Genomic DNA, 26,485 nt, shown 5'->3' with positions numbered 1-26,485 from the left:
ACTTTTAGAATCATTATTGATGATCGATTGATTAATAACTGTAGCTGTGTAATTATCCATAGACAGCACCACCAGTTACTAAAGATAAATAAGTTTGATTATTAAAAAACATCTTATTGGCATATTTCATATTTTTTCTCCATTACTATAATATTTAAATAATTTTTATTGTTTAATATGCCAAAGTCATTTTAAAGACAGTTATATTATAACATATAAAATACTATATTTTATCTCAAATTTATCTCATTTTTATAAGCAATAGATATACAAAAAAAGAACCCGCAGGTTCTTATCTTTGCATTGCTAAAACGATTAAACGATCAAGCAATTCAGAATAACTTATTCCAAAATCTTCCATTAACTGAGGATACATTGAAATCTTTGTAAAGCCAGGCATTGTGTTAATTTCATTTAAATAAACTTTATTAGTCTTTTTATCCAAGAAAAAGTCTACTCGACTTAAACCATGTCCATCAACTGCTTTAAATACCTTAATAGCATATTGACGAATCTGTTCTTGAATCTTTTCATCAACTAATGCTGGAATACAAGTTTTACTTTCTTCATCTTCGTATTTAGATTCAAATGTATAAAACTCACCATGTGGCATAATTTGCCCTACTCTAGAGACAATAACATCATCATTACCTAAAACTGCTGTTTCTAATTCAATACAATCGATACATTCTTCTACTACGATATGACGATCATATTTACCAGCTTCCATTAATTTAGCCATTAAATCTGATTGTTTATCACAGCGATAGCACCCTACACTACTACCAGAGCGACTAGCTTTAATAAAACAAGGGAACCCAATTTGTTCACCAATATATTCTTCAACATTACTGATTTCATCAAAATTTTGATCTACTACAACTAATTTATCATCATAGCGTTTTTTTACATACACTGATTTTACTTGAGGAATTCCTACTGTATCTAAAATCTTTTTAGTATAGATTTTATCCATTGCCACACTAGAGCCTAAAACTCTACAACCAACATATGGTAATTGAGTAAGTTCAAATAAACCTTGAATTGTTCCATCTTCACCATATAAACCATGTAATACTGGTAAAGCCACATCTTGACTTTTAAGCAATCCATAAACATCTTCAACCGGTCTGCTATTATCAAGCCAGCTATCTTTCGCTAAATCTGTTTGTTTTTGATCTAAATAATACCATTTACCATCAGTAGTTATTCCTACTAATGTTAATTCATATTTATCCTTATTTAAGTTATTTAAAACTGAAGTACAAGACATTCTTGATACAATATGTTCACTAGATTGTCCGCCACATAAAACTAATAATTTTTGTTTCATGAAAATTTCTCCTCTATTTTAGTAACGACATCTTTGAGTTTCATCCCATTAGACCCCTTCAATAAAACAACATCGTTACTTTGTAAATTATTCTGTAAATAATTTATCACTTCTTGATTATCTTGACAATAGAAAATAGCATCCATTTTCATCTCTTTAGCACCATCAACAATATATTTAGCTTCTTTACCGACAGCAACTAAAACATCAATATTCTTTTTAGCAACATATTCACCTACTCTTTGGTGAATTTCTTGGCTAAAATCACCTAATTCAAGCATATCTGCAAGAACCGCAACCTTTCTTCGATTATATGTTGCTAGTACATCTAAGCTCGATTTCATTGAATCTTCACTAGCATTATATGTTCCATCGATTAAAGTTATTTTATTTTTTAACTCAATAACATCCATTCTCTTTTTAGTTAATTCAAATTCTTTAATCCCTTGGATACATTTATCAATACTTATATTTAATTTATGACCAATCGCAATAGCAATCAAAGCATTTAAAATAAAATGTTTTCCTGGTACCGGTACATAAACAGAATATTTTTTATTTTCATATTCTATTTCAAATTCACTATGATCGTCCTTTAAAATAACATTATCAGCTTTAAAATCACCATCATTATCAACTGCTACTGTTAACAGTTGCAAACGATCAATTTGTACTTTAGATAACATATCATTATCATTATTAATAACAAGGGTGCTGCCATCTTTCATACCAGCAATGATCTCTAATTTAGCCTTTAAAATATTTTCACGACTACCTAACTCACCAATATGTGCCGTTCCAACATTAGTAATTGCACTTATATCAGGATTGGCTATCAATGATAATTCTTCCATCTCTTTAAGATGATTCATTCCCATTTCTAATACCATTACTTGTTCATCTTGCAATCTTAAAATCGTTAACGGCAAACCAATATTATTATTATAATTTCCTTCTGTTTTTAATGTTCGATATTGTTGTTTAATAACACTATATACCATATCCCGGGTACTAGTTTTACCAACACTACCTGTAATCCCTACGACAATAACATCACGATGATTTCTTAAATAATGTGCCATATCCTGTAAGGCTTTTAAAGTATCTTTTACTAAGATAACAGTATGTTTATTATCATCAATTACTCGATCTGTAATAATAGCACTAGCACCATTATCAAAAGCACTTTGTATAAAATCGTGACCATCAAAACGTTCACCAATAATTGGAATATACATCATGCCATTACTTACTTTTCGACTATCTTGACTAAACCCTGTAATTTCTAATTCGCTATCTCCACTAAGTAATTTACCATCAGTAGCTGCTAGTATTTCTTTTACTTTCATCTTCTACTTAAACCTCATTTCCTATTAATCCTGATTGATTTTCAGTTAATGATTTACTAGTTCCATCAAGATTAACAATTTGATATGAAAATTGATTATAGTCTTCAGTTGATAATACTAATAATTGTTCACCGATAACTTCAAATGTCATATCAGTGATACTTGTATATATTTCTTCAACATTTTTACCATCACGATCCATTTGATATAGTGTATTATCTTCTTGAACGATCAATTTATCACCAATCATATTGATAAGTTCCAAATTAGCACTTTCATAAATCAGTTTCTCGTCACCATCTAGATTGCAACGCATTACTCCTTGATCAGTTAAATAATACAAATACACTCCATCATAAGTATATAAAGAAGTATTTTCACCTAACACTTGTTTATCCTTACCTTCTAAAGATATCGAAATCAATTCATTATCTAGATTAGTATAAAAAATCCGTTTTTCTTTTTGATCAACCATTAAACAATAAGAAACTTCATCATTAATTTTAGTATCCTGATTACTACTTAAGTCTAAACAATGAATCGATTCATTATCTTCATCATTTTGATAATAAACTAAATTATCAATTTTATGAACATAATAAACATTCATCAATAATACATCTTCTTGTCGTGAAACCTTATCCATTTTAATATAATTATTATTAGCATCTAAGTAATAATAATTATTTTCATCTTCACTAAATGCCGTATAATAACCATCTAAAACAACTTCCTGACTAGAATAATCACTATTAAATTTTACTAACTGTTGATTGATCGTAATATAAATATTTTCATTCTGGATAGAACTAATCCCTAAATAATTGATATTTGTCGCTTGACTATAAAGACCATCTTTTGCTTCAGCTGAAATACCAGAGCCATTACCAGAATCACTAGTAGTAGTTTCATTAGAACTTTTAACTTCCATATCATCAAGATACATGTGCATTGGCACTGTAATTAAAGCTAAAACAATAAAAATAGCCCAGATTTTTTTATCTAACCAATAGTTTTTCGTATCAGCCTCACTCTTTTCTACTGGTGTACCACATTCAGGGCAAAATAAATCTTCATCATTTAAAACGGTACCGCATTTTTTGCATTTTATCATCAAATCACCTACTTTTTTAATGATTTCATTTTACCATATTGCATTTATGAAAAAAAGACTTAACTCTAAATGGGCTAAGCCTTTTATAATCCATATCATTAATTCATTAACGTATCTAACGAACAAATTTGACCATCAGTTGTAGCAATATACCAGCTATAACCACTATCATAACGGTTAAATAAAACATATTCTCCTAAGATATTAAAACTATCAACACCATCAACAATTTCAGTATAACTTTCATCTTCAAAGTTATAATACATTAAATTTTCATTATCATCTAAATACACAATTCCATCATCAACAACCGTAAATTCATATAACGAATCTTCAATTTGTATACTTTCACTGTCATCACTTAAATTATAAACATTAACTCCATAAATACTTTGATAATACAACAATGATCCATCAACATAAAAGTTTGAATAACAACTAATATAATATTCACCAACAACGTTACCATTTAAATCCATTGTTTGAATCTTTTCACCATCAGCTAAATAAACAAGCTCACTATTTGCATCAAAGAAAAAACCATAAGTATAATCATCATACAAACAAGTAGAGGTATTATTGCTATACAAATATAGCTCATTATTGCTATTAGTAGTATAGATAAATCGTCCCTGACCTATTGGCAGCACCGTATTTTTATTAAACAAGAATACTTCCTCTTGATTAGTTAAATTATAACAATAATATTCATCATAATAACCACAATACAAATTATCCCCTTCTACATACAAAGATGTACTACCAGGTACTGTTAATGTATTAATTGTTGCTAATTCATTATCAGTAACATAAACATTATCCTCATAGCCTAAATAAATTTGGTCATTATTAAAATACACATGATTATCCTGATTATAATTACCAGCATTTTCTAATGGCGTATTTGTTTCAGTAATATTAGCTGTAGTGAAGTCATCTGATAAAACAGCTCTTTCAGTTGTTGTTTCTTCAAAACTAAAATCATTATCAATAAAGTTAATAAGTATTTCAAATAAAAAACTACCAACTGTAATCAACAAAGTAAGTCCAGCAATAATATTAGGAATTCTTGATTTATTAGTTTTTTTCTTACGACGATCTCTTCTAAAATTTAAGGCATTGCGTGCTTCTTCAAACCTTCTTTTTATCTCTTCGTTGCCTATTTTATAATCATACATTTCCAATGGCTGGAAAGAAGGAATTTTAGTTTTACTTTTGCTATTAGTATGTACATTTCTAATTTTTTGATTGGAACTATTTGTAGTTTTTTGATTATTATAATTAACTGTTGTTTTATTATTTTTAGGAAAATTATGATTATTAACATAATATTTAGAAACATCTGTTGTGCTTTGTTTAATCAATGGGTTACCACAATTGTTACAACGAATCTGATTGTAATGAATCCGTTTTTGACATACTGGACAAACTTTCTTTTTCTTATACGATTGTCCACATAACGGACAAGTCAAACTGTTTTTAAAATGATAACCACAATTATTGCATATCATTATATCACTCTCCTCCCCACATTATATGATTTTAACGAAATTTTATTATCGACAAAATATACCCTTTGTTTTATTTTATCACAAATAAAAATATCCTGCTATCTTCTAACTAAATAACCATATTAATGATTACACATAGTAAAGGAATCGTAAACAATGATAATGCGGTTGATAAAAAGACAATTTCTACTGCCAGTTTAGAATCCCCATTATATTTTTCTGCTAAGATGGCTGTGGTACTACCAGCTGGCATCCCGGCTAATACCGTAGCTACTGAAGTTACTAATGGTGGTAATGAAGCCAAAGTACATCCAGCTAAAACTACTAGTGGAATTATTATTAATCTGATAAAACTATAATAAATAGTTAAATAACTAATTACATCACGAAAACGAATTTCCGCTAAAATTCCTCCAATTACAAGCATCGATAAAACCATTGTACAATTACTTAACGACTGAATAGAAACAGTAAGAAAATTAGGTAATTGAACTTGACTAATCATAATAATCATCCCAATAACTACGGCAATAATACAAGGATGAGTAATAACTTTTTTAACTACATCTTTTCCTTTAGCGTTAGTAAAACAAGCCACGCCCCCTGACCACATGACAATTCGCTGTGGAATTAGATATATTGAAGCAAACAGTAAGCCATCTAAGCCATATAATCCTTGGATTAAAGGTGAACCCATAAATCCCGCATTAGAACAAATCGTTCCATACTGTAAAACGCTTTGTTGTCTTGGCGAAGCTTTATAAAAAAAGTATTTACCAAAAATCTGACAAGCTAATTGAATAACTATCGATACAATTAGTATTTCTAAACCACTAATAATAATTTCACTATTCATTTCAATCATAAAAGAATAAATAATATTCGCTGGTAAAATTATATTAATGACTAAATCCGTTAAACTTTTACGATTTTCTTTTGAAATGATGTTTAACTTTCTTAAAATATAACCAATAATAATGAAAATAAATATTTCAATTTGTAAATCTATTAAGTTATTAAAATCAACCATAATATCACCCCATTGTTTGTATCTTACCGTAAAAAAATAATTTAGTCATCAAAAATATGCAATTACTGTTATAATAACTATCAGGTGAGATGATGAAAAAAAATTATGTTTATATTGTCGAATGTAATGATCATAGCTATTATACTGGCTGGACCACTGATTTAAAAAAGCGAATTGCCACTCATAATAATGACCATGGTGCTAAATACACCCGTGCTAGACGACCAGTAAAATTAGTTTACTTTGAAGAATTCATTGATAAAAGCAGTGCTTTAAAAAGAGAATATTTTATAAAACAATTATCCCATAAACAAAAAGAAGCATTGATTAATAAAAATGTTAGTCTTGACTAATTGGCAAGTCTATAACAACGTGTTATACTAAATTAAAAGAAAGAAGGCAAGATATGAAAATAAATAGAAACGATCCCTGCTGGTGTGGGAGTGAAAAAAAATATAAAAAATGTCACTTACAATTTGATGAAAAACTAAAAGAATTAAAATTAGCTGGTAAAAAGATACCAACTAGAAAAATGATCAAAAACGAAGCTCAAATCGAAGGTATTCGTAAAGCAGCTGCAATTAACTCAGGTTTACTTGACTATATCGAAGAACATATTCACGCTGGAATGGCAACTGAAGAAATTGATATTATGGCTAAAGAATATACTGAAAAATATCATGCAACTTGTGCTGACTATCAATACATGGGTTTCCCTAAACACATCTGTGTTTCTATTAACGATGTTGTTTGTCATGGTATTCCTAGCAAAGATATCATTTTACAAGAAGGTGATATTGTCAACGTCGATGCAACAACTATGTTAGATGGTTACTATGCTGATGCTTCAAGAATGTTCATGATTGGAAATGTTAGTCCTGAAGCAAAAAAACTAGTTGAAGATACTAAAAAAGCATTAGAAATCGGAATTGCTTCAATTGTTCCTTATCAAAGCTGTGTTGGTGATATTGGTAAAGCCATTGAAACTTTTGCTAAAGCTAATAATTATAGTGTTGTTCGTGAATTCTGTGGTCACGGTGTTGGTTTAGCGATTCATGAAGATCCTTATGTCTTCCATTTTGAACCAAATGAAAGAACAGTGACTTTAGTTCCAGGAATGGTTTTTACGATTGAACCAATGTTGAATCTTGGTAAACGTGATGTTTTTGTTGATGCCGATGATGAATGGACAGTTTACACTGAAGATGGATCGCTTTCAGCTCAATGGGAACATACATTATTAGTTACTGAAGATGGTGTTGAAATTATTTCTAAATAATAAAGATGATTTTATTGAAAGTAATAAAATCATCTTTTTATTTTAATCAACATTGATTACTACATATTCACTTGGAGCCCCGGTTTTAATTGGATAGCGCCATCCAGCAATTCCACTAGTAGTAATCGCTGTAAAATCACCAATATTTCTTTGCCCATAGACAAGAGTATCTGATGTTAAAGTCTGAAAAAAGCGCATTGGAAAAAGCTGTCCACCATGAGTATGCCCTGATAATTGTAAATCAATTTTTAATGTAGCGTTTGTTTCTAAATCTAAAGGCTGGTGATCTAAAACAATTGTATAATTGTCTTTTTTATCTTTTGGAATTAATGCAGTCAAATCAGCCATCGAAGCGCGATTATTAGTTTGCCAAAAACTAGCATCACTACGTCCAATAATATTTATATTATCCAAACAGACTACCTCATCATTTAAAACCTGAATTCCATTAGCTTCAAGATTAGCAGCAATCTGTTCTGGTGTAAATTCAATCCCCTGATAATTTGCTCGTTCATGATTTCCATAAACAAAATAAATTCCTTGATCATTTTTAATACTGCCTAGTGCTTTACTTGCATCTATCATATCTTGATAGGGAGTATTTTCATCAAAAATATCTCCTGTCAAAACAACAATATCAGCATTCTCTTCACTCATTTCTTTACAATAACTGTCCAATTCACTAACACTCATTGAAGTTGACATATGCAAATCAGCTATTTCAATAATTTTTAAATCATCTATTTTAGAACTTGATAATTGATAATTAGTAGCTACCACATGTTTAATATTATAATAGCCATAACCTAGCACGATCCCCGTAACTAACACACCTAAAATTCCACTTGTAAAAGTAAACTGATAAATACTAAATCTTTTTAAAACAAGATTTAATAACTCTAAAATAATCATGATAACTAAAAAATGATAATAGATAGTTCCATATAAATTTAAAATATTAATTGCTGGAAAAGAAAGCAAAGTAACAATTAAAGCAATTGTAAAAACTATCAAGGGTGTAGTATGAATATTTAATATTGTTCTTAAAAAACGTCTAATAAAAAATGTAAAATAAATTATCCCCGGTATGATTGCAATCAACCCTAAATATCGATACATATTTACCTCCTTACCGTATGCTATATTTATTTTAGCCTGCGTTCAATTAAAAAATGCAAGTATTCTATCGTTAAAATTATTTGTTCATCGATCCATTCAACAATATCTTCTTCATATTTAATTAAAAAATTAAAAATTCGTCCGCGACAAAAATCTAATATTAGCCAGGTAATTTTTTTTGCCTGCATCTTATCTTGAACCATTTTTTCTATTTCATTAAATAACACAATGAAAACATCACGCTTTTCATCAAAATAATAATTATCATAATGATTTAAATGACAACTATATAAAGTACGATAAACACGCAATGGTTCAATATCTACCATATTATAATAAGTAGTAAGAATCAACTTTATATTTTCTAGTGGTGTTTGATCTAATTTTAAGTTTTTAAACTGTTCATCTAATTGGTGATAAACATACAAAAGTGCTTCTTCTTTACTTGAAAAGTAAATATAAAAAGTTCCAACTGCAATATTTGCTTTTTGACAAATTTCACGAACTGAAATCTTATCTAATGATTTTTCATTGACTAAATCTTCAATTACTTGAATAATCTTAGCTCTTGTTTGTTTTCCTGTATCTTTCATTTAACCCTCCCATTTAACCCACCGTTTTAAATTATTTTCATTTTACATTGATAAGGTTGAAAAGACAAGTTGTAAGTGCTATCATAACAAATATGAACAAGTTCATATTTGTTATGATAGGAGGATAATTATTATGGAAAATGCTTTTAAGCCTTTATTTGAGTCAATGAAAATTGGAAATGTGGAAATTAAAAACAAATTTTTTATGGCTCCAATGGCAACAACTGTTATGTCTGATGAAAATCAATGTTATACACCACAAAGTGTTGAATACTACGTTGAAAGAGCTAAAGGTGGTGTTGGTTTAATCATTACTGGTGCTAACTGGGTGGATAATGATGTTGAACCTCATGCCCCTTCTTCATTCCCTTGTCCAAATAAAATGCCTAATCTTTATACTAAAATGGCAAGAGAAATGACTGATCGTGTTCATGCTTATGATACAAAAATCTTTTTGCAATTAACTGCTGGACTTGGAAGAAGTGCTTTACCTAACTTTGTAGCACCTCAAAATTTCGTTGCTCCAAGTAAAACTACAAACCGCTGGTTACCTAATGTTGAATGTCGTGAGTTAAAAACTGAAGAAATCGAAAAGATCGTTAAAGATTTCGGTAGTGCTGCTTTAATTGCTAAAGAAGCTGGTTTCGATGGTGTTGAAATTCATGCTGTTCATGAGGGTTATTTATTAGATTGCTTTACTATGAGTCTATTTAATCAACGTACTGACAAGTATGGTGGTGATTTGAAAGGTCGTTTAACTTTCGCAACTGAAATTGTTCAAGAAATCAAAAACAAATGTGGACAAGATTTCCCAGTTGTATTACGTTTTTCAATTAAAAGTTATATCAAAGCTTTACGTCAAGGTGGCTTACCTGGTGAAAAATTTGAAGAATTAGGACGTGATGTTGACGAAGCTATCGAAGCTATTAAAATTCTTCAAGATGCTGGATATGATGCATTTGATGCTGATGCTGGAACATATGATTCATGGTATTGGGCTCATCCACCTATGTATTTTGAAAAAGGTATGTATTTACCATTAGCTAGACAAATTCAAGGGGTTTCTAAAGTTCCTGTTATGGTAGCTGGAAGAATGGACGACCCTCAAATGGCTGTTAATGCATTAAACGAAGGTATTATTGATGCTGTTGGCTTAGGTCGACCTTTACTTACTGATCCTGATTACGTTAATAAACTTAAAACTGGTCATGAACAAGATATTCGTCCTTGCCTTGGTTGTCATGATGGCTGCTTTGGACGTTTATTACAACATGGTTTAGGAAGCTGTGCTGTTAACCCAGAATGTGGACGTGAATTCTTAGTAGGTATAAAAAAAGCCGAAACTAAAAAAGACGTAGTTGTTATTGGTGGTGGTCCAGGTGGAATGGAAGCTGCAAGAGTTAGTGCAATGCGTGGTCACAAAGTAACTTTATTTGAAGCTAAAGATCGCTTAGGTGGTGCTTTAAATATTGCTGGTGTTCCTGACTTTAAAGAAGATGACCGAGCTTTGGTTGCCTGGTATACTAAACAGCTAGAAGATTTAAATGTTGATGTTCGTTTAAATACTACTGCTACTAAAGAAATTATTGATGAATTACATCCAGATGCAGTATTTGTTGGTGAAGGTTCTACCCCTGCAATCCCTAAAATTCCTGGTGTAGAAAATGCTGTTTTAGCTCAAGAAGTTATGTTGGAAGAAGTTCCAGTTAAAGATAATATCGTTGTTATCGGTGGTGGTTTAGTTGGTTGTGAATTATCACTTCATTTAGCTAAACATGGTAAACATGTAACTATTGTTGAAGCTTTACCAGATATCTTAAAATCAGGCGCTCCATTACCTCCAATGAATGAATTTATGTTACGTGATTTATTAGCATTCAATGATGTTAAAATCAAAGCTAATGAACAAGTTACTGAAATCAAAGCTGATAGCGTTGTTTTAAATGATGAAACTATTGCTTGCAATCAAGTTGTTTTAGCTATTGGTTATCGCAGCAAACATAGTTTATTTGATCAAATTAAATATGATTATCCTGAAGTCTTCAACGTTGGAGATAGTCGTGATGTTCGTAATATTCGTGGTGCTATTTGGGATAGTTATGAAATTGCTCGTAATTTATAATATATCAATAAAAGGCAAGGCAAAGCGCCTTGTCTTTTTTATATAACAGTATATAACAGTTGACAACAGTTATATACTGTTATATACTGTTAATGAACGGAGGGTAGCAATGAAGATAATAATTAATAATACATCGATGATTCCTATTTATGAACAAATAGTAGAACAAATTAAAGCTTTAATAATTAATGATGAATTAAAAGAAAATGATATCTTACCATCTGTCCGCTCTTTATCCAAAGATTTAAAAATAAGTGCTCTTACTGTAAAAAAAGCATATGACAACTTAGAACAAGAAGGCTTTACCAGTACCATTCATGGTAAAGGGACTTATGTTTTAGCTTCAAATAAAGAGTTATTAGTTGAAGAAAGAAAAAAAGAAATCGAAACCGATTTGGAAATGGCCATTCAAAAAGGTAGAAGATACGGTTTAACCGATGAAGAATTAAAAAACTTATTTATTATCATTTTGGAGGGTTAATCATGTTAGAAATCAAAAATATAAAGAAACATTATGATCATTTTACCTTAGACTGTTCTATGGAAATTAAGCCTGGTTTTATAACTGGTTTAATTGGACAAAATGGTTCTGGTAAAAGTACGACATTTAAAGCTGTTTTAGGTTTAATAACAATTGATAGTGGTTCAATTACGATCTTTGATAAAAATATTAGTGAACTCACTGCACATGATAAGCAAAATATTGGTGTAGTCTTAGCTGATTCTGGTTTTAGTGGTTATTTAAGTATTAAAGATATTATTCCAGTTTTAAGTAATTTATATGATAAGTTTGATAAACAAAAATTTTTACGGCAATGTCAAAAATTAAATCTGCCACTAAATAAGAAGATCAAAGAGTTTTCAACTGGGATGAAAGCAAAATTAAAAGTAATTGTAGCATGTAGCCATCAAGCTAAATTATTAATTTTAGACGAACCAACTTCTGGTTTAGATGTTCTTGCTCGTGATGATATTCTTGATTTACTTAGAGATTACATCAGCGAAGATGAAACCCGTTCTATTTTAATTAGTTCGCATATTTCTAAAGACTTAGAAAGTTTATGTGATGATTTATACATGATTGATGATGGTAAAATTATCATGCATGAACAAACTGATCTTCTTTTAAGTGATTATGCAATATTAAAAATTAACGAAGCCCAGTTTAAATCTTTAGATTCTAAGTATATTTTAAAATACAAGTCAGAAAATTATGGTTATCAATGTTTGACGAATCAAAAACAGTTTTATTTGGATAATTATCCAGGGATCGTTATTGAAAATGGTAATATCGATGATTTGATTTTGATGATGATTAGAGGTGAAGATTTATGAAAGGCTTATTAATTAAAGATTTTAAATTAATGCTTAATCAAAAAAACTTTTTTATCTTAATTGTTTTAATATTAGGAGCAACAGCTTGTTTTTTAGATTTTGATTATTATTTTTTAATTGGCTATTTTATGTTTATTTGTTCTTTATTTACTATTAGTACTATTAGTTATGATGAATTTGATAATGGTAATGCTTTTTTATTCACCTTACCTTTTAGTCGTAGTCGTTATGTTGAGGAAAAATACTGTTTTGGTATTTTAGCTGGAACTTTCAGCTGGTTTTTAAGTTTTGTTATAACAACAATTATTCAAATGATAAATTTTAATAATTTTATTTTTAGTGACTGGATGTTATCAACATTAGTGATGCTTCCAATAATGTTTGTTATGTTAGCAATCTTAATTCCTTTTCAATTAAAGTACGGTAGTGAAAATGGTAGAATTGCAATTATTATTTTCTTAGGTGGCGGGTTTGTAGTTTGTTATTTATTAGCTAATTTACTTGCTCAAAGTCAAATAAATTTTAACGCACTAATTTCATTTATTAATAATGTTGATCCACTAATAATATTATTAATAATCTTTGCAATCTGTTTAGCTATTTTATTTGTTTCAATGAAAATCAGTAAACGAATTGTATTAAAAAAAGAATTTTAATTTAATCAAAAAAATGAGAAGATGAATACAACTTACAATTCATCTTCTCTATTTTTTATTTATTAATTTGCATTTTCTTGTTGAGCTTTTAAGTTTTTAAAGGCTGTTGATAGCATTAATTTGATACGATTCAACTGGTTAACTTCACTAGCTCCAGGATCGTAATCAATAGCAACAATGTTACTTTGTGGATAAGCCTTACGTAATGCTTTAATAGCTCCTTTTCCAGTAACATGGTTTGGTAAGCAGGCAAATGGCTGCATACAAACAATGTTTGGTGCTCCTGATTCAATTAGCTCAATCATTTCACCTGTTAAAAACCATCCTTCACCAGTTTGATTTCCAATTGATACAATCTGGCTTGCTTTTTTAGCTAAGTGATCAATTGGTGTTGGTGGATCAAATCGTTTTGATTTTTTCAATGCCTTGATCATATCATGACGTAATAAATCAACAAATTTAATTGCTAAGTTGCAAAGACGGACACTATTTTTAGAAGCATGGAAATGCTTATTTTCAAAATCAGTGCTATAGAAACAATATTGGAAGAAATCGATTAAGTCTGGCATTACCGCTTCGCCACCTTCTCTTTCAACAATATCAACAATTTCGTTATTTGCAGTTGGATGGAATTTAACTAAAATTTCACCTACTAAACCAACACGTGGTTTTTTGATATCTAAAATTGGTAATTTATCAAATTCTTTAACGATTTGATAAACATTTTTTCTAAACTTAGTAATACTTCCATCTCTAACATTTTCTTGACAGCGTTCTACCCATGATTCATATAAAGCATTGGCGCTTCCTGGTTTTGCTTCATATGGACGAACACGATATAACACTCTCATAAATAAGTCACCATACATTGCTCCAATAATTACTTTTTTAGCTAATGGCAATGTAATTTTAAATCCCGGATTATTTTCTAACCCTTGTAAATTGGCAGAAATTACTGGCACTTGTGGCATTCCAGCATCTTGAAGAGCTTTACGAATAAAAGCAATATAGTTAGTTGCACGACATCCACCACCTGTTTGCGAAATAATGACTGCAGTTTTATCTAAATCATATTTACCACTTAATAAAGCTTCCATGATTTGTCCAGTTACTAAAATACTTGGATAACAAGCATCGTTATTTACATATTTTAAACCAGCTTCAATAGCCCCTTTATCGACAGATGGTAAGACAACTAGATTATAACCTGACTCCTGCATTGCTGTTTCAACAAACTGGAAGTGAATAGGTGACATCTGTGGACATAAAATTGTATATCCGGCTTCTTTCATTTCTTTAGTAAATGGTACCTTCAATGGTTGGAATTTTGGATAAATCATTCGATTTACTTTTTCTTGTTTTAAAATTGTTGCTTTTAAAGAACGAATTCTAATTCTAATTGCTCCTAAGTTGCTTCCTTCGTCAATTTTAATTAAAGTATAAATTTTATGGCGGGCTTTTAAAATTTCTGCAACCTGATCACTTGTAACGGCATCAAGTCCACATCCAAATGATGTTAACTGAATTAATTCAAGATTTGGTTGTGTTGAAACAAATGAAGCAGCTCGATACAATCTTGAATGATATGTCCATTGATCAACAACCCTTAAATTATCAATTTCTTTATCTAAATGACAAATACTATCTTCAGTAAGAACCGCCATTCCTTCAGCAGTAATCAAATCAGCTAAACCATGATTGATTTCAGGGTCAACATGATAAGGACGCCCTGCTAAAACAATACCAGTCATATTATTTTCTTTTAAATAATTAAGAACCATTTCACCTTGTTCCTGGATATCTTTACGACATTTTGCCAGTTCATCAAATCCAGCATCAATGGCTTCTTTTAATTCTTTATCATTTACTTTAAAGGCACTTAATTCTTCTTTTAAAGTACTAAATAAAGTTTTAGGATTACTTAAATCCATAAATGGATTACGATAAATAATATGATTACCTTCTAAATTATCAACATTATTTCTAATAACTTCAGGGTAAGAAGTTACAACCGGACAATTGTAATGATTATTAGCAGTGTCAAATTCTTTACGTTCATAAGCTAAACTAGGATAGAAAATATATCTGATTCCTTTTTCAATTAAGGCTTCAATATGACCATGTGAGATTTTTGCTGGATAACAAACACTCTCAGATGGAATAGATTCAATTCCTTTTTCATAAATAGCTTTTGTAGAACGAGGTGATAAGACAACTCTAAATCCTAATTTTGTAAAAAATGTATGCCAAAATGGATAGTTTTCATACATATTTAAAACACGTGGTATCCCGACAGTACCTCGTTTAGCTTGTTCTTCAGTTAAAGAACGGTAATTAAAGACACGACGATATTTATAGTCAAATAAATTTGGTAATTTTTTAGATTTTAATGGTAAATTAGCCCCACGTTCACAACGGTTACCACTAATATATTCACTATTATCATTGAATGTTGATACTGTTAACATACAATGGTTAGTACATTTTTGACAGTAACGAATTTCACTTTCACATGTAAATTCATCTAATTGCTGACGTGTTAATAAAGTTGATGGTTGTCCATTATATTGTTCATGAGCTAAACGAGCAATACCAAATGCTCCCATCAATCCTGCAATATCTGGACGAATAGCATTAACACCAGCTTCTTTTTCAAAAGCTCGTAATACAGCTTCGTTATAGAAAGTTCCACCTTGAACTAAGATACTATTACCTAATTCTTCTTTACTACGAAGTTTAATAACTTTGTATAAAGCATTTTTAATTACTGAATATGATAATCCGGCACTAATATCTTCAACTTTAGCCCCTTCTTTTTGAGCTTGTTTTACTTTAGAGTTCATAAAGACAGTACAACGACTACCTAAGTCAATTGGTGCTTTTGATTTTAGTGCTAATTCAGCAAACTCACTAACTTCATAACCTAATGATTTTGCAAATGTTTCAATAAAAGAACCACAACCACTAGAGCAAGCTTCATTTAATAAAATGTCTTGAATAATGCCATCTTTGATTTTGATAGCTTTCATATCTTGACCACCAATGTCTAAAATAAAGCTAACATCTTCTTTAAAATAAGTTGCTGCTTTATAATGAGCCATCGTTTCAACTTCACTCATATCAACTTTCATAGCTGCTTTAACTAATGCTTCACCATAACCAGTAACCCCACTATAAGCCAATTTAACATTTTCAGGTAAAATGTCATAGATTTCTCTAATTATTTTTTGGACTACCCCTAGTGGGTTACCTTCATTTGAATCATAAAATGAATATAGAATTGAATCATTATCATCGATTAAAACCGCCTTAGTTGTAGTTGAACCAACATCTAATCCTAAATAAGCATTACCGATATAACTACGGATATCATTTTTTCTTACTTTATCGATGTAATGACGATGTCTAAATTCATTTCTTTCTTCATCATTTTTAAATAATGGCTCTAAAGTATTGCCATTTGATAACTTACTTTCATCAAGATTTTCTAATCTATTTAATAATGTTTCTACATCAGTTTCATTATTTTCATCTTTAGCTAATAAAGTAGCTCCCATAGCCACAAATAATTGTGAGTTTTCAGGGAAAATAATTTCATCATCTTTTAAGTTCAATGTTTCAATAAAACGTTGTCTTAATTGATCAAGGAAATATAACGGTCCTCCTAAAAAGGCAACTTTCCCTCTAATTGGTTTACCACAAGCTAAACCACTAATTGTTTGATTAACAACAGCTTGGAAAATTGAAATTGCTAAATCTTCTTTATTAGCCCCATCATTAATAAGTGGTTGAATATCAGTTTTTGCAAAAACTCCACAACGAGATGCAATCGGATAAATAGTTTGATAATTTTTAGCTAATTCATTTAATCCTTGAGCATCAGTTTGTAATAATGATGCCATTTGATCAATAAAAGCTCCAGTTCCACCGGCACATGTTCCGTTCATTCTTTGTTCTAAAGAGCCCTGGAAATATGTGATTTTAGCATCTTCTCCACCTAATTCAATCGCCACATCACATTCAGGAATATATGTTTCTACTGTTTTTGTACAGGCAATTACTTCTTGAACAAACTTTATGCCTAAACATTCTGATAATGCTAGTCCTCCTGAACCAGTCATTACCGCTGTTATTTTTAGATTACCAAATTTTTCTTCTACTTCTTTAATCAAGCTTTTAATAGTAGCTTGAATATCTGAATAGTGACGTTCATATTTTGAAAAAATACATTCATCATTTTGATCAGTAATATAAATTTTTATCGTAGTTGACCCAACGTCAATTCCCATGTAATACTTCTTATCCATTTTGTCCTCCTACTCTAAATTCCTTTTCATCTTACCAATAATTCTTATAAATTCATTAATTTCTTCAGGCTCTAGGTTTTTTGTTAAAGTATGTTCCATCTCCTGAATATATTTTTCTAAAGTATCTTTAAATTCTAATGCCTTAGGAGTTAAAATAATTTTTTTTAAACGAGCATCATAATCAACTCCAACCCGCTTAATAAAGCCGTTGCTTTCTAAACAGTGTAATAATCCCGTAACAGTTGAACGACGTACATTAAAATTAACCTCTAAATCTTTTTGAAAAATTTCTTCATCTTGATGATCATATAAATAACATAAAAATAATCCTTGCGGTCCTGTTAAATTACAATCAAATTTATGACTGCTAATCTCATTTAAATGACGACCTATTAAATTAGCTAAAACTCTTATTTCTATCCCGATTATTTTCTCTTCCATACCATCACTCCATTTTGTTAGGACGCTAACATTATATACTAATGTCGATATATGTCAACGGATATGCATCAAATAATCGCCATTTTTTTATTATCTAGATAAAAAAAGACCATTATCATATTTAGTGATCTTTTAACATAATCTAAAATTCTTAAAAACCATATTATTAATGAATGATTTTATCAGCAATTTTATGGCGTTCCCTTTTTAAATTTCAATCGTACAACGGTAAAGCCAGAGAAATACCAATTATACCAATAATCCCTATAACAATTCCTTGATAAAAAACTGCTGACAAACTTACTTGCCAACAGTCTAAAATCAGTTTTACTGATTTTCTTCCTTTTTTATAATTCGCTGATATGTGTATAAATATCCCAAAAAGCACCAGGCTAATGTTGCCGATAAAGAATAAATATAGAAAACACCATAATCAGTTAGCCCACCAATAAACTCGCATAATACAATCATTGTAAACATCTGAACAATAAAATACATACTAGTTCCCTGACTTTTCTTTAAAACATTAAAAACCATCATAACACTTTTAACAAAGAAAATGACAAAAATAATAAAACCAATAATTCCTGTCGCTACCAATGCTTCTAAAAAAACATTGTGACTATGAACAACCTGGATTGCCCAATAGTCTAAAACATCAGTTTCCTGACTTCCTATCTTTTTAAAATTATTAGCTCCAATTCCAATAACTGGTTCACTATGCCATATTTCTAATGCCGTTTTAGTTAAAGAAATTCGTCCATTTGAAACCTCATCAATGATTTCTAAGCCTTGATTAAATTTTTCACTATCACCAGAAACAATTAACTGCCCTGCTTCGATTAACTGATCCATTTGAAAGCGACTTGTTTCATGACGAGTTATATTACCGACCGAAGGAATAACTTCAACTAATTGTTGACCAATTAAACCTGTTCCGGCAATAACAACCACTAATCCACTAACCATTAAAATTCGTTTTAAATTACTATATGGTCGACGTCTAATAAAAAAATAGTAACCAACCATAATAATAATAACTATCAAAATAATCAATGCCATCCGACATTTGGTTAATAAAATATAAATAAATTGAATAAAGATATTCAAAAAATACCAAAAACGACCTTTAAACTTTTCCCTAATAGCAATAAGGGCTAACACGATTGTCATACAAGCTAAAAATGCCGCCGGATTACTATTAAAATAGATTCCTGATAATCGTCCTGCACTAACGCCTAATTTCCAGCCATTAGCTAAACTAGAAAAATGGGCTAAATACATACCAATAGATATCGTCGAAGCAACGCCTACAAGAATATTTACTAACACAGTAATCACTTTGACTTCTTGACCAATTTGTTCTTTGGTCATTGAAAGTGGGTTGTTAAAAATGACAAGATATATCACTAACTGCATTATTGCAATTACATAAGAGTTTAAATCACTATATTCATTAACAATAGTTGCCAACAATAAAATAAGCCCTTGAATAATCATTAAAATACTATAATTTTTCGTCAAGCGAAATTCTTTTTTATAAATATCATGAATAATGATTACAACGGCCCAAATTAATAACGGTATAAACAAATAATTTATTTCAATCCCTAGATAACCAAGAGCAAGGGTATTTATAAACATATAAATTATAAAACATAATTTAAAATACTTTCGATTAAAAACCATTTTCAATTTCTCCAATACATTATCTTTTATTATACCATTTATTAAAAAAAATAAAACACTCCCCTATTAAATAAAATCCCATTTACAATAATATCATAAACTAATAATTACTTTTATTTTTACCAATATTTAACATTGATTACCTATTTTTAATTAAAAAACTGTTGATAAATTATCAACAGTTCAATATCCTTTATTCCATTTTTTCAGTAGCTGGATTAATTCCAGATTTATCTAATACAGCATGGACTACATTTCGTTTGCCACTTTCACTACCTGCAGAAGTACAAGTTGAAAGAGTAATAACTGGACTATTAGCAGATTGATCAAAATCAACACTAATATCACTTGTACGAAGCATCTCTTGATAAAAAGATTGAATATCTGTAATCGCAGTATTATATAACACGCTTTGTTCCGGAATAATATGAGCAGCTACTACTTTATATCTACTTACAGTTCCATCTGGTAAATAAATATATACATATGGATGTTCATCAGCAAAAGATTGATCAGTATATGATTTAATGTTATTAAACATAGAACCATTTTTCATGTTATGACCATATATTACAGTATTTAAATCAACAAATGGGTTGGCATTTTCACTAGCAATGAAAATTGAACCAGCTCTAAATTCCTTTTTATCAATATCACTATGAATATAGGTATCGTTAGTTTCTCCTTGTAAAATCGGATAGCTAACATTTGTATCAGGTATATCGATCCATCCTTTAACATCAGGATTACGAGCTAATAAAGCATCAAAATCAACAATTTTATAGCTTTTAGAATCCTCAGTATTTTCTGTTACATAAGTTTCTTCAATCTGAGCATTACTATCATCCATCTCTTTATATTCCCATAAGATCGATGCTAGATTATAAGCACTATAACAAAATACACAAACACATACTAATAAAATTAATTTTCTGATTAAATCTTTGAAACCGGCAGGTTTAATTCTTTCTATTAAAGTCTTTTTTTGTTTTTTTGATCTAGCCATTAGACATTAAACTTAAACAACATGATGTCACCATCTTGACCAACATATTGTTTTCCTTCTTGACGAATCTTGCCAGCTTCTTTTAAAGCATGTTCACTACCATATTCCATTAAATCATCAAAGCTATAAGTTTCAGCTTTAATAAATCCTCTTTGGAAATCACTGTGAATGATTCCCGCCATTTCTGGTGCAGTCATTCCTTCTTTAAAAGTCCAAGCACGAACTTCTTGAACTCCAGCAGTAAAATATGTTCTTAATCCTAATAATTGATAAGCTTCTTTAATTAACTTATCCAAACCACTTTCTGCAATCCCTAATTCTTCTAAGAAGATTGCTTTTTCTTCTCTTTCCATACCAACTAATTCACTTTCAATTTTGGCACAGATAGGTACAACATTTGCCCCTTCTTCACTAGCAAATTTAACTACCTCATTGTAGTATGGATTACTATTTGGATCTTCAAGATCTTCTTCACCAATATTTGCAACATAGATAATTGGTTTCATTGTAAGTAATGTGTATTGTTTTACTATTGCCATTTCTTCTTTACTAAAATCAATTGTTCTAGCTGGCTTATTAGCTTCTAAAACACCTTTAATTTTTTCTAGGATTGCAATTTCTTCCTTAGCTCCTTTATCTCCAGATTGAGCTTTTTTACCAATTCTTCCAATTCTTCTTTCAACTGTTTCTAAATCAGCAAAGATCAATTCAAGATTGATAGTTTCAATATCTCTAATTGGATCAACATCACCATCAACATGAGTTACATCTTTATCTCTAAAACAACGAACAACTTCACAAATTGCATCAGTTTCACGAATATTCCCTAAAAACTTATTTCCTAATCCTTCACCTCGACTAGCTCCTTTTACTAGTCCTGCAATATCAGTAAAGCCAAATGTTGTAGGAATAGTCTTTTTAGGTTTAAAAATTTCTGTTAATTTATCTAATCGATAATCAGGTACTTCAACAACCCCTACATTAGGGTCAATAGTTGCAAAAGGATAGTTTGCAGCTTCTACCTGAGCATTTGTAATTGCATTAAATAAGGTTGATTTACCGACGTTTGGTAAACCGACAATTCCGGCTGTAAGTGCCATTTTATATCACTCCATTCATATGCTATATTCTACTTAATATCTAACCAAATTGCAAGATGGTTTAAATGTTTGTATAATAGTTTTAAATAATATAAAGGTGGGATTTAATGCTTAATAAAATTGATATTCATAACTGTACAACAAGTGAAGCTAAAGTAATGCTTGATAATTATATCGACAGTTTAAGTCCATTAGTTAGTGAAATAACGGTAATCCATGGTTATTCTAGTAAAGTATTACAACAATATGTTCGTAAACAATATCATCATAAACGCGCTAGACGTAAGATTTTAACTATGAATGCTGGTGAAACAATAATTTTATTAAAATAGGAGAGTTTATGGAAAATTTTTATCAATCAATGTTATTTAACATCAAAAAACATCCATTTTTAAAAAATACTTTTATTAACTTTACACGCTATATTCCAGTAATAACATTTATTATTTATCCTGTTGTAATTATTTATTTATTTTTTACTAATAATCCATTATTACTAGAAACAATTATTCGCCCGTGTATTGCTTTTACTGTAGTAACTATCTTTAGAAAAATAATTAATCGTAAAAGACCATATGAAGCAATGGATATTGAACCGCTTATTAAACATAAGCAAGGAGAATCTTTTCCAAGTCGCCATACTGTAAGTGCTTTTGCTATTGCTTTTGCCTGTTTAAAAGTTTCTTTACCTCTTGGTATCGTTATGTTATTACTAGCAACCACTGTCAGTTTATCACGGATACTTTGTGGTGTTCATTATATTAGTGATGTAATAAGTGCTATTGTTATTGCCTTTATTATTGGTTTTATAAATATTTAATAAGGAGAAGATTATGGAAAATAATTTAGAAACATGGAAAAAACTATATGAAACAACTAAAATCTGGTCAACTAAAAAACCTTGGTTATACCTTGAAAGCAACGACTGGATTCAAATTGAATTTGATGACATGGAATCAATCTATTGTACTATTATGGGGAGCATGGGTGAGTGTATCGGTCTATCAATCTATCAAGGTGATTCTGGTCTTGCTGATTTGATATCAATTTCTAGAGAATATGATGATATTGATTTATCTACATATATGATGTTCGATCAAAACTGTATTACTCTTTATATGGGAAATCGCGATGAAGTTCCAAAACATCAAAAAAACATAATTAAACAATTAGGTTTACGTTATCGTGGTAATGGTAATTGGCCATATTTTCTATCATTTAAAAAAGGATTTATGCCATTTGATATTGATGATAATCAAGCTGCTTTACTAATAAAAGTTATGGAAAAATTACTAGAAATCGTACCATATTATCAAAAAGGCAAAATTGATGTTGAGTTTGAAGAAAATGAAATGATTTATGCCCATATTGAAAATAATCAATGGCAGTATGAAGCTATCTGTATCCCTGATATAGATAAATTTGTGGCAGTTATTCCTGAAAATGAACAGTTAATGAACAAATTAAAAGCTACTAGCTACAATGACAATGAACTTATCATAGATATTAATTATGCAGCAGGCTTTGTAACTGATCCTGACTACTCACAGCCGATTAATCCATTACTTGTTATTGTTTTTGATAAAAAAAGCGAAATGATAGTTTTTCAAGAAATGTTAAAACCTGACGATGATGAAATTCAACTAGCATTAGATTTTTTAGTTAGTTATATTCTACAATACGGTAGACCACGAACTATTTATTTCAAAAATCCAATTGTCTGGTGTGCGCTATCAGAGTTATGTATCCAATGCAAAATTGCACTTAAGATTAGTAAACTACCATTAGTAGATGAATATTTTGAAACAATACGTAATATCTTATAAGCATGAAAAAAATTTGGCAATCAGTAATTCAAATAATTTTAGCTGCTAGTGCTGGTTTTGTTATTGGATTTATCCTAGCTTCCAGTTTTCCTAAACAATATTTATTAGCGTCAATTTTAATTTTTATTGTTTCGTTATTTTTTATCTTTCCCCTGGCAATTATTATCCACGAAAGTGGACATTTAGTTATGGGGTTATTGACTGGTTATCGTTTTAGTAGTTTTCGTATTGGCAAAATATTAATTCTTAAACAAAATAATCATTTAAAAATTAAAAAGTTTTCAATAAGCGGTACTGGTGGGCAGTGTTTATTAATCCCACCATCATACCGCTCTAATTTTCCATTTTTCTTTTATAATGCTGGTGGTGGAATATTTAATTTATTAACTGCTATATTAGTTGTTGTTTTAATCAATGTCTTTAATTTAAACTATGTTATTAAAATAATTGTAATAACACTTGGAATTGTTAATGGATACTTAGGTTTAATTAATTTAATTCCTTTGATAATTTCTCTTCCTAATGATGGTTATAATATTTTATCAATCATTAAAGATAAGGAAAGCCGTTACTGTTTTTATGCACAATTAATGATTAGCTATCTACAAACAAATAATGTTCGCTTTCAAGATATGGACGACAGCTTATTTGAAATGCCTGCCAATGCGAATTTAAATAATCCATTAAATCAATTTGTTTTAGTTGCCCAGATTGATCGTTTGCAAGAGCAATTAAAATTTGATGAAGCTAAAATATTAACTGAAAAGATTTTAAATGAATGTAAATTAACTGATTATTATCGGAATTCTCTTAATAGCGAATACTTGTTTTATTTATTGATGGAAAATGCAAATAGTTCTAAAGTAAATGATTTATATTATGAAATTGAAAAGTTCTTAAAACAAAGCTGTAAAACTAATCTAAGCTGTCAAAGAACTTTATATGCTTATCAGCTTTTAGCTGTTAAAAATTATCAAGAAGCACAAAAGTATTTAAATCTATTTAATCAAACAATAAAAACATATCCTTTTACTACAATTATTGAAACAGAGTTAAAGATTATTGAGTTGATTAAAGAAAAATATCATACTTCGTTTTAATGTTATAAAAGACTAGTTTAACTAGTCTTTTTTATAATTCATTTTAAGCATAGAAACTATTTATTATAGGTATTAGACATGAAAAATCAGGGCTTATATAATTAAGGTATCAAGGGGGCTGATATCTTATGATGTTTTCAAATAAACAATTAACAAAATTAATCTGGCCATTAGTAATCGAACAAATCTTAACAATGATTGTCGGAATGGCTGATACTATGATGGTATCTTATGCCGGTGAAGCAGCAATTTCCGGTGTTGGATTAGTCGATATGATCAATAATCTTATCATTACTGTTTTAGCGGCTATTGCTACTGGTGGCGCTGTAATTGTCTGTCAATATCTAGGTAGTCAAAAAAAGGAACAAGCAAATTTTGCTGCTAGTCAATTAATGACGATCACAGCAATTATTTCTATTGCTATTATGGTACTATGCTTAGTTTTCCATCGTGGTTTACTACAATTATTTTTTGGTTCAATTGAAGCTGATGTTATGAATGCTTGTATAATCTATTTTCTAATTACGGCTTTATCTTTTCCTTTTTTAGGTATTTATAACTCATCTGCTGCAATCTTTAGGTCAATTGAAAAAACTAAAGTAACTATGTATATTTCTTTATTAATGAATATTATTAATATCATTGGAAATTACATTGGCGTAATCATCCTTCAAGCTGGGGTTGCCGGTGTTGCTTTTCCAACATTAATATCAAGAATTGTTGCAGCGATAATTATGTTAGTTTTATCTTTTAATCATGAAAATCCAATTTATATCAAAACTAAAGAAATTTTCACTTTTAATACCACAATGATTAAAAAAATATTACAAATCGCTGTACCTAACGGTATTGAAAATGGTCTTTTTACACTAGGAAGAGTTTTAGTAACAAGTATTGTTGCAGTCTTTGGAACAAGTCAGATTGCTGCCAATAGTGTCGCTGGAAGTATTGACCAGATAGCAGTAGTTGTAGTTAATGCTATTAACTTAGGGATCGTAACCGTAGTTGGTCAATGTGTTGGTGCCAATGATTACGATCAGGCAACATATTATATTAAAAAACTAATGAAAATATCTTACATTATCACAGCAATAATTGGTGGTGTTGTTATTCTTGCTTTACCAATATTATTGAACTTATATTCATTATCTGAAACTGCTAGAAATTATACTTATATTTTAGTTATTATGCATAATATCATGGCATTTGCTTTACATCCAACTTCATTTGTTCTTCCTAATGGATTACGTTCAGCTGGCGATGTTAAATACTCAATGTTTGTAGGAATAATTTCAATGTTAATATTTAGATTAGGATCTGCTTACTTATTTGGAATTATCTTTGACTTAGGAATCATTGGCGTATGGATTGCTATGGGTGCTGACTGGGCTTGTCGTTCGGTATTGTTTATGATTAGATTTGTTAGCGCTAAATGGAAAGAATATAAACTTATCTAAAAATAATCAGGGGCTGTAACGACCTATAGAGAAAAAAAGTAGTAAAAAACGCAAAAATGTACGAGGAATCGTACATTTTTTTGGTATAATTGAAATATGAAAACTAATAAATTATACA

General features: G+C 29.8%; 23 protein-coding genes. 11 read left to right on the top strand and 12 right to left on the bottom strand.

Features of this window, described 5'->3' with window-relative positions:
- Positions 1–292 precede the first annotated feature (292 nt).
- From B5F09_RS11880 to B5F09_RS11860, 5 genes are all read right to left on the bottom strand, one after another.
- Positions 293–1,333, bottom strand: coding sequence for a D-alanine--D-alanine ligase family protein (locus tag B5F09_RS11880; protein WP_087301605.1), 1,041 nt, complete (start codon positions 1,331–1,333; stop codon positions 293–295).
- Positions 1,330–2,682, bottom strand: coding sequence for a UDP-N-acetylmuramoyl-tripeptide--D-alanyl-D-alanine ligase (gene murF, locus B5F09_RS11875; protein ID WP_087374404.1), 1,353 nt, complete (start codon positions 2,680–2,682; stop codon positions 1,330–1,332). Before murF ends, B5F09_RS11880 begins: the two co-directional genes overlap by 4 nt.
- Before the next feature lie 7 nt (positions 2,683–2,689).
- Positions 2,690–3,796: a zinc ribbon domain-containing protein gene (locus tag B5F09_RS15050; protein WP_087374408.1), complete on the bottom strand. Its 1,107-nt coding sequence runs from the start codon at positions 3,794–3,796 to the stop codon at positions 2,690–2,692.
- A 98-nt stretch (positions 3,797–3,894) separates the two neighbouring features.
- Positions 3,895–5,307, bottom strand: coding sequence for a zinc ribbon domain-containing protein (locus B5F09_RS11865; RefSeq protein ID WP_087374402.1), 1,413 nt, complete (start codon positions 5,305–5,307; stop codon positions 3,895–3,897).
- Between the two features lie 109 nt (positions 5,308–5,416).
- Positions 5,417–6,337 (bottom strand): AEC family transporter, encoded by a 921-nt coding sequence (locus tag B5F09_RS11860; RefSeq protein WP_087374400.1) that lies wholly within the window; start codon positions 6,335–6,337, stop codon positions 5,417–5,419.
- Between the two features lie 92 nt (positions 6,338–6,429).
- Between B5F09_RS11860 and B5F09_RS11855 the strand changes: the two genes are divergently transcribed.
- Together B5F09_RS11855 and B5F09_RS11850 are read left to right on the top strand one after the other, a co-directional pair.
- On the top strand, positions 6,430–6,690 hold the full coding sequence (locus tag B5F09_RS11855; protein WP_087374398.1) for a GIY-YIG nuclease family protein: 261 nt from the start codon (positions 6,430–6,432) through the stop codon (positions 6,688–6,690).
- A 53-nt stretch (positions 6,691–6,743) separates the two neighbouring features.
- Positions 6,744–7,616 (top strand): methionyl aminopeptidase, encoded by an 873-nt coding sequence (locus tag B5F09_RS11850; RefSeq protein ID WP_087301595.1) that lies wholly within the window; start codon positions 6,744–6,746, stop codon positions 7,614–7,616.
- A 42-nt stretch (positions 7,617–7,658) separates the two neighbouring features.
- On the opposite strand, the gene B5F09_RS11845 is transcribed toward B5F09_RS11850, so the two are convergent.
- Together B5F09_RS11845 and B5F09_RS11840 are read right to left on the bottom strand one after the other, a co-directional pair.
- On the bottom strand, positions 7,659–8,735 hold the full coding sequence (locus tag B5F09_RS11845) for a metallophosphoesterase (RefSeq protein ID WP_087374396.1): 1,077 nt from the start codon (positions 8,733–8,735) through the stop codon (positions 7,659–7,661).
- 26 nt (positions 8,736–8,761) lie between these two features.
- Positions 8,762–9,328 carry a TetR/AcrR family transcriptional regulator gene (locus B5F09_RS11840; protein WP_087374394.1) on the bottom strand — a complete coding sequence of 189 codons (567 nt, stop codon included), beginning with the start codon at positions 9,326–9,328 and terminating at the stop codon, positions 8,762–8,764.
- Between the two features lie 133 nt (positions 9,329–9,461).
- Between B5F09_RS11840 and B5F09_RS11835 the strand changes: the two genes are divergently transcribed.
- The 4 genes from B5F09_RS11835 (at position 9,462) to B5F09_RS11820 (ending at position 13,441) form a co-directional block, all read left to right on the top strand.
- Positions 9,462–11,450, top strand: a complete 1,989-nt coding sequence (locus B5F09_RS11835; RefSeq protein ID WP_087374392.1) for an FAD-dependent oxidoreductase — start codon at positions 9,462–9,464, stop codon at positions 11,448–11,450.
- Between the two features lie 109 nt (positions 11,451–11,559).
- Entirely contained in the window at positions 11,560–11,931 is a 372-nt protein-coding gene (locus B5F09_RS11830) for a GntR family transcriptional regulator (RefSeq protein WP_087374390.1), read from the top strand.
- Between the two features lie 2 nt (positions 11,932–11,933).
- On the top strand, positions 11,934–12,785 hold the full coding sequence (locus B5F09_RS11825) for an ABC transporter ATP-binding protein (protein WP_087301585.1): 852 nt from the start codon (positions 11,934–11,936) through the stop codon (positions 12,783–12,785).
- Positions 12,782–13,441, top strand: a complete 660-nt coding sequence (locus B5F09_RS11820) for an ABC-2 transporter permease (protein WP_087374388.1) — start codon at positions 12,782–12,784, stop codon at positions 13,439–13,441. Before B5F09_RS11825 ends, B5F09_RS11820 begins: the two co-directional genes overlap by 4 nt.
- 62 nt (positions 13,442–13,503) lie before the next feature.
- On the opposite strand, the gene B5F09_RS11815 is transcribed toward B5F09_RS11820, so the two are convergent.
- The 5 genes from B5F09_RS11815 to ychF all read right to left on the bottom strand — a co-directional run bounded on the left by B5F09_RS11815 (position 13,504) and on the right by ychF (position 21,984).
- Positions 13,504–17,748 (bottom strand): 2-hydroxyacyl-CoA dehydratase, encoded by a 4,245-nt coding sequence (locus tag B5F09_RS11815; RefSeq protein ID WP_087374386.1) that lies wholly within the window; start codon positions 17,746–17,748, stop codon positions 13,504–13,506.
- Positions 17,749–17,757: 9 nt separating this feature from the next.
- Complete coding sequence (locus B5F09_RS11810) at positions 17,758–18,189, bottom strand: MarR family winged helix-turn-helix transcriptional regulator (protein ID WP_087374383.1); 432 nt, start codon at positions 18,187–18,189, stop codon at positions 17,758–17,760.
- Between the two features lie 327 nt (positions 18,190–18,516).
- Complete coding sequence (locus tag B5F09_RS11805; RefSeq protein WP_087374381.1) at positions 18,517–19,878, bottom strand: O-antigen ligase; 1,362 nt, start codon at positions 19,876–19,878, stop codon at positions 18,517–18,519.
- A gap of 193 nt (positions 19,879–20,071) precedes the next feature.
- Entirely contained in the window at positions 20,072–20,884 is an 813-nt protein-coding gene (gene srtB / locus B5F09_RS11800; RefSeq protein ID WP_087374379.1) for a class B sortase, read from the bottom strand.
- Complete coding sequence (ychF, locus tag B5F09_RS11795) at positions 20,884–21,984, bottom strand: redox-regulated ATPase YchF (protein WP_087301573.1); 1,101 nt, start codon at positions 21,982–21,984, stop codon at positions 20,884–20,886. Before ychF ends, srtB begins: the two co-directional genes overlap by 1 nt.
- Before the next feature lie 107 nt (positions 21,985–22,091).
- Between ychF and B5F09_RS11790 the strand changes: the two genes are divergently transcribed.
- The 5 genes from B5F09_RS11790 (at position 22,092) to B5F09_RS11770 (ending at position 26,367) form a co-directional block, all read left to right on the top strand.
- On the top strand, positions 22,092–22,316 hold the full coding sequence (locus B5F09_RS11790; protein WP_087374377.1) for a Smr/MutS family protein: 225 nt from the start codon (positions 22,092–22,094) through the stop codon (positions 22,314–22,316).
- A gap of 8 nt (positions 22,317–22,324) precedes the next feature.
- Positions 22,325–22,804, top strand: a complete 480-nt coding sequence (locus B5F09_RS11785; RefSeq protein WP_087374375.1) for a phosphatase PAP2 family protein — start codon at positions 22,325–22,327, stop codon at positions 22,802–22,804.
- Positions 22,805–22,817: 13 nt separating this feature from the next.
- Positions 22,818–23,810 carry a DUF6930 domain-containing protein gene (locus tag B5F09_RS11780; RefSeq protein WP_087374373.1) on the top strand — a complete coding sequence of 331 codons (993 nt, stop codon included), beginning with the start codon at positions 22,818–22,820 and terminating at the stop codon, positions 23,808–23,810.
- A 2-nt stretch (positions 23,811–23,812) separates the two neighbouring features.
- Entirely contained in the window at positions 23,813–24,910 is a 1,098-nt protein-coding gene (locus B5F09_RS11775; protein WP_087374371.1) for a M50 family metallopeptidase, read from the top strand.
- 128 nt (positions 24,911–25,038) lie between these two features.
- Complete coding sequence (locus B5F09_RS11770; protein ID WP_239404328.1) at positions 25,039–26,367, top strand: MATE family efflux transporter; 1,329 nt, start codon at positions 25,039–25,041, stop codon at positions 26,365–26,367.
- Positions 26,368–26,485 lie beyond the last annotated feature (118 nt).

This window comes from Erysipelatoclostridium sp. An173, from assembly GCF_002160495.1.
GTDB lineage: Bacteria > Bacillota_I > Bacilli_A > Erysipelotrichales > Coprobacillaceae > Thomasclavelia > Thomasclavelia merdavium.
This window is presented reverse-complemented; position numbering and strand designations above follow the sequence as displayed.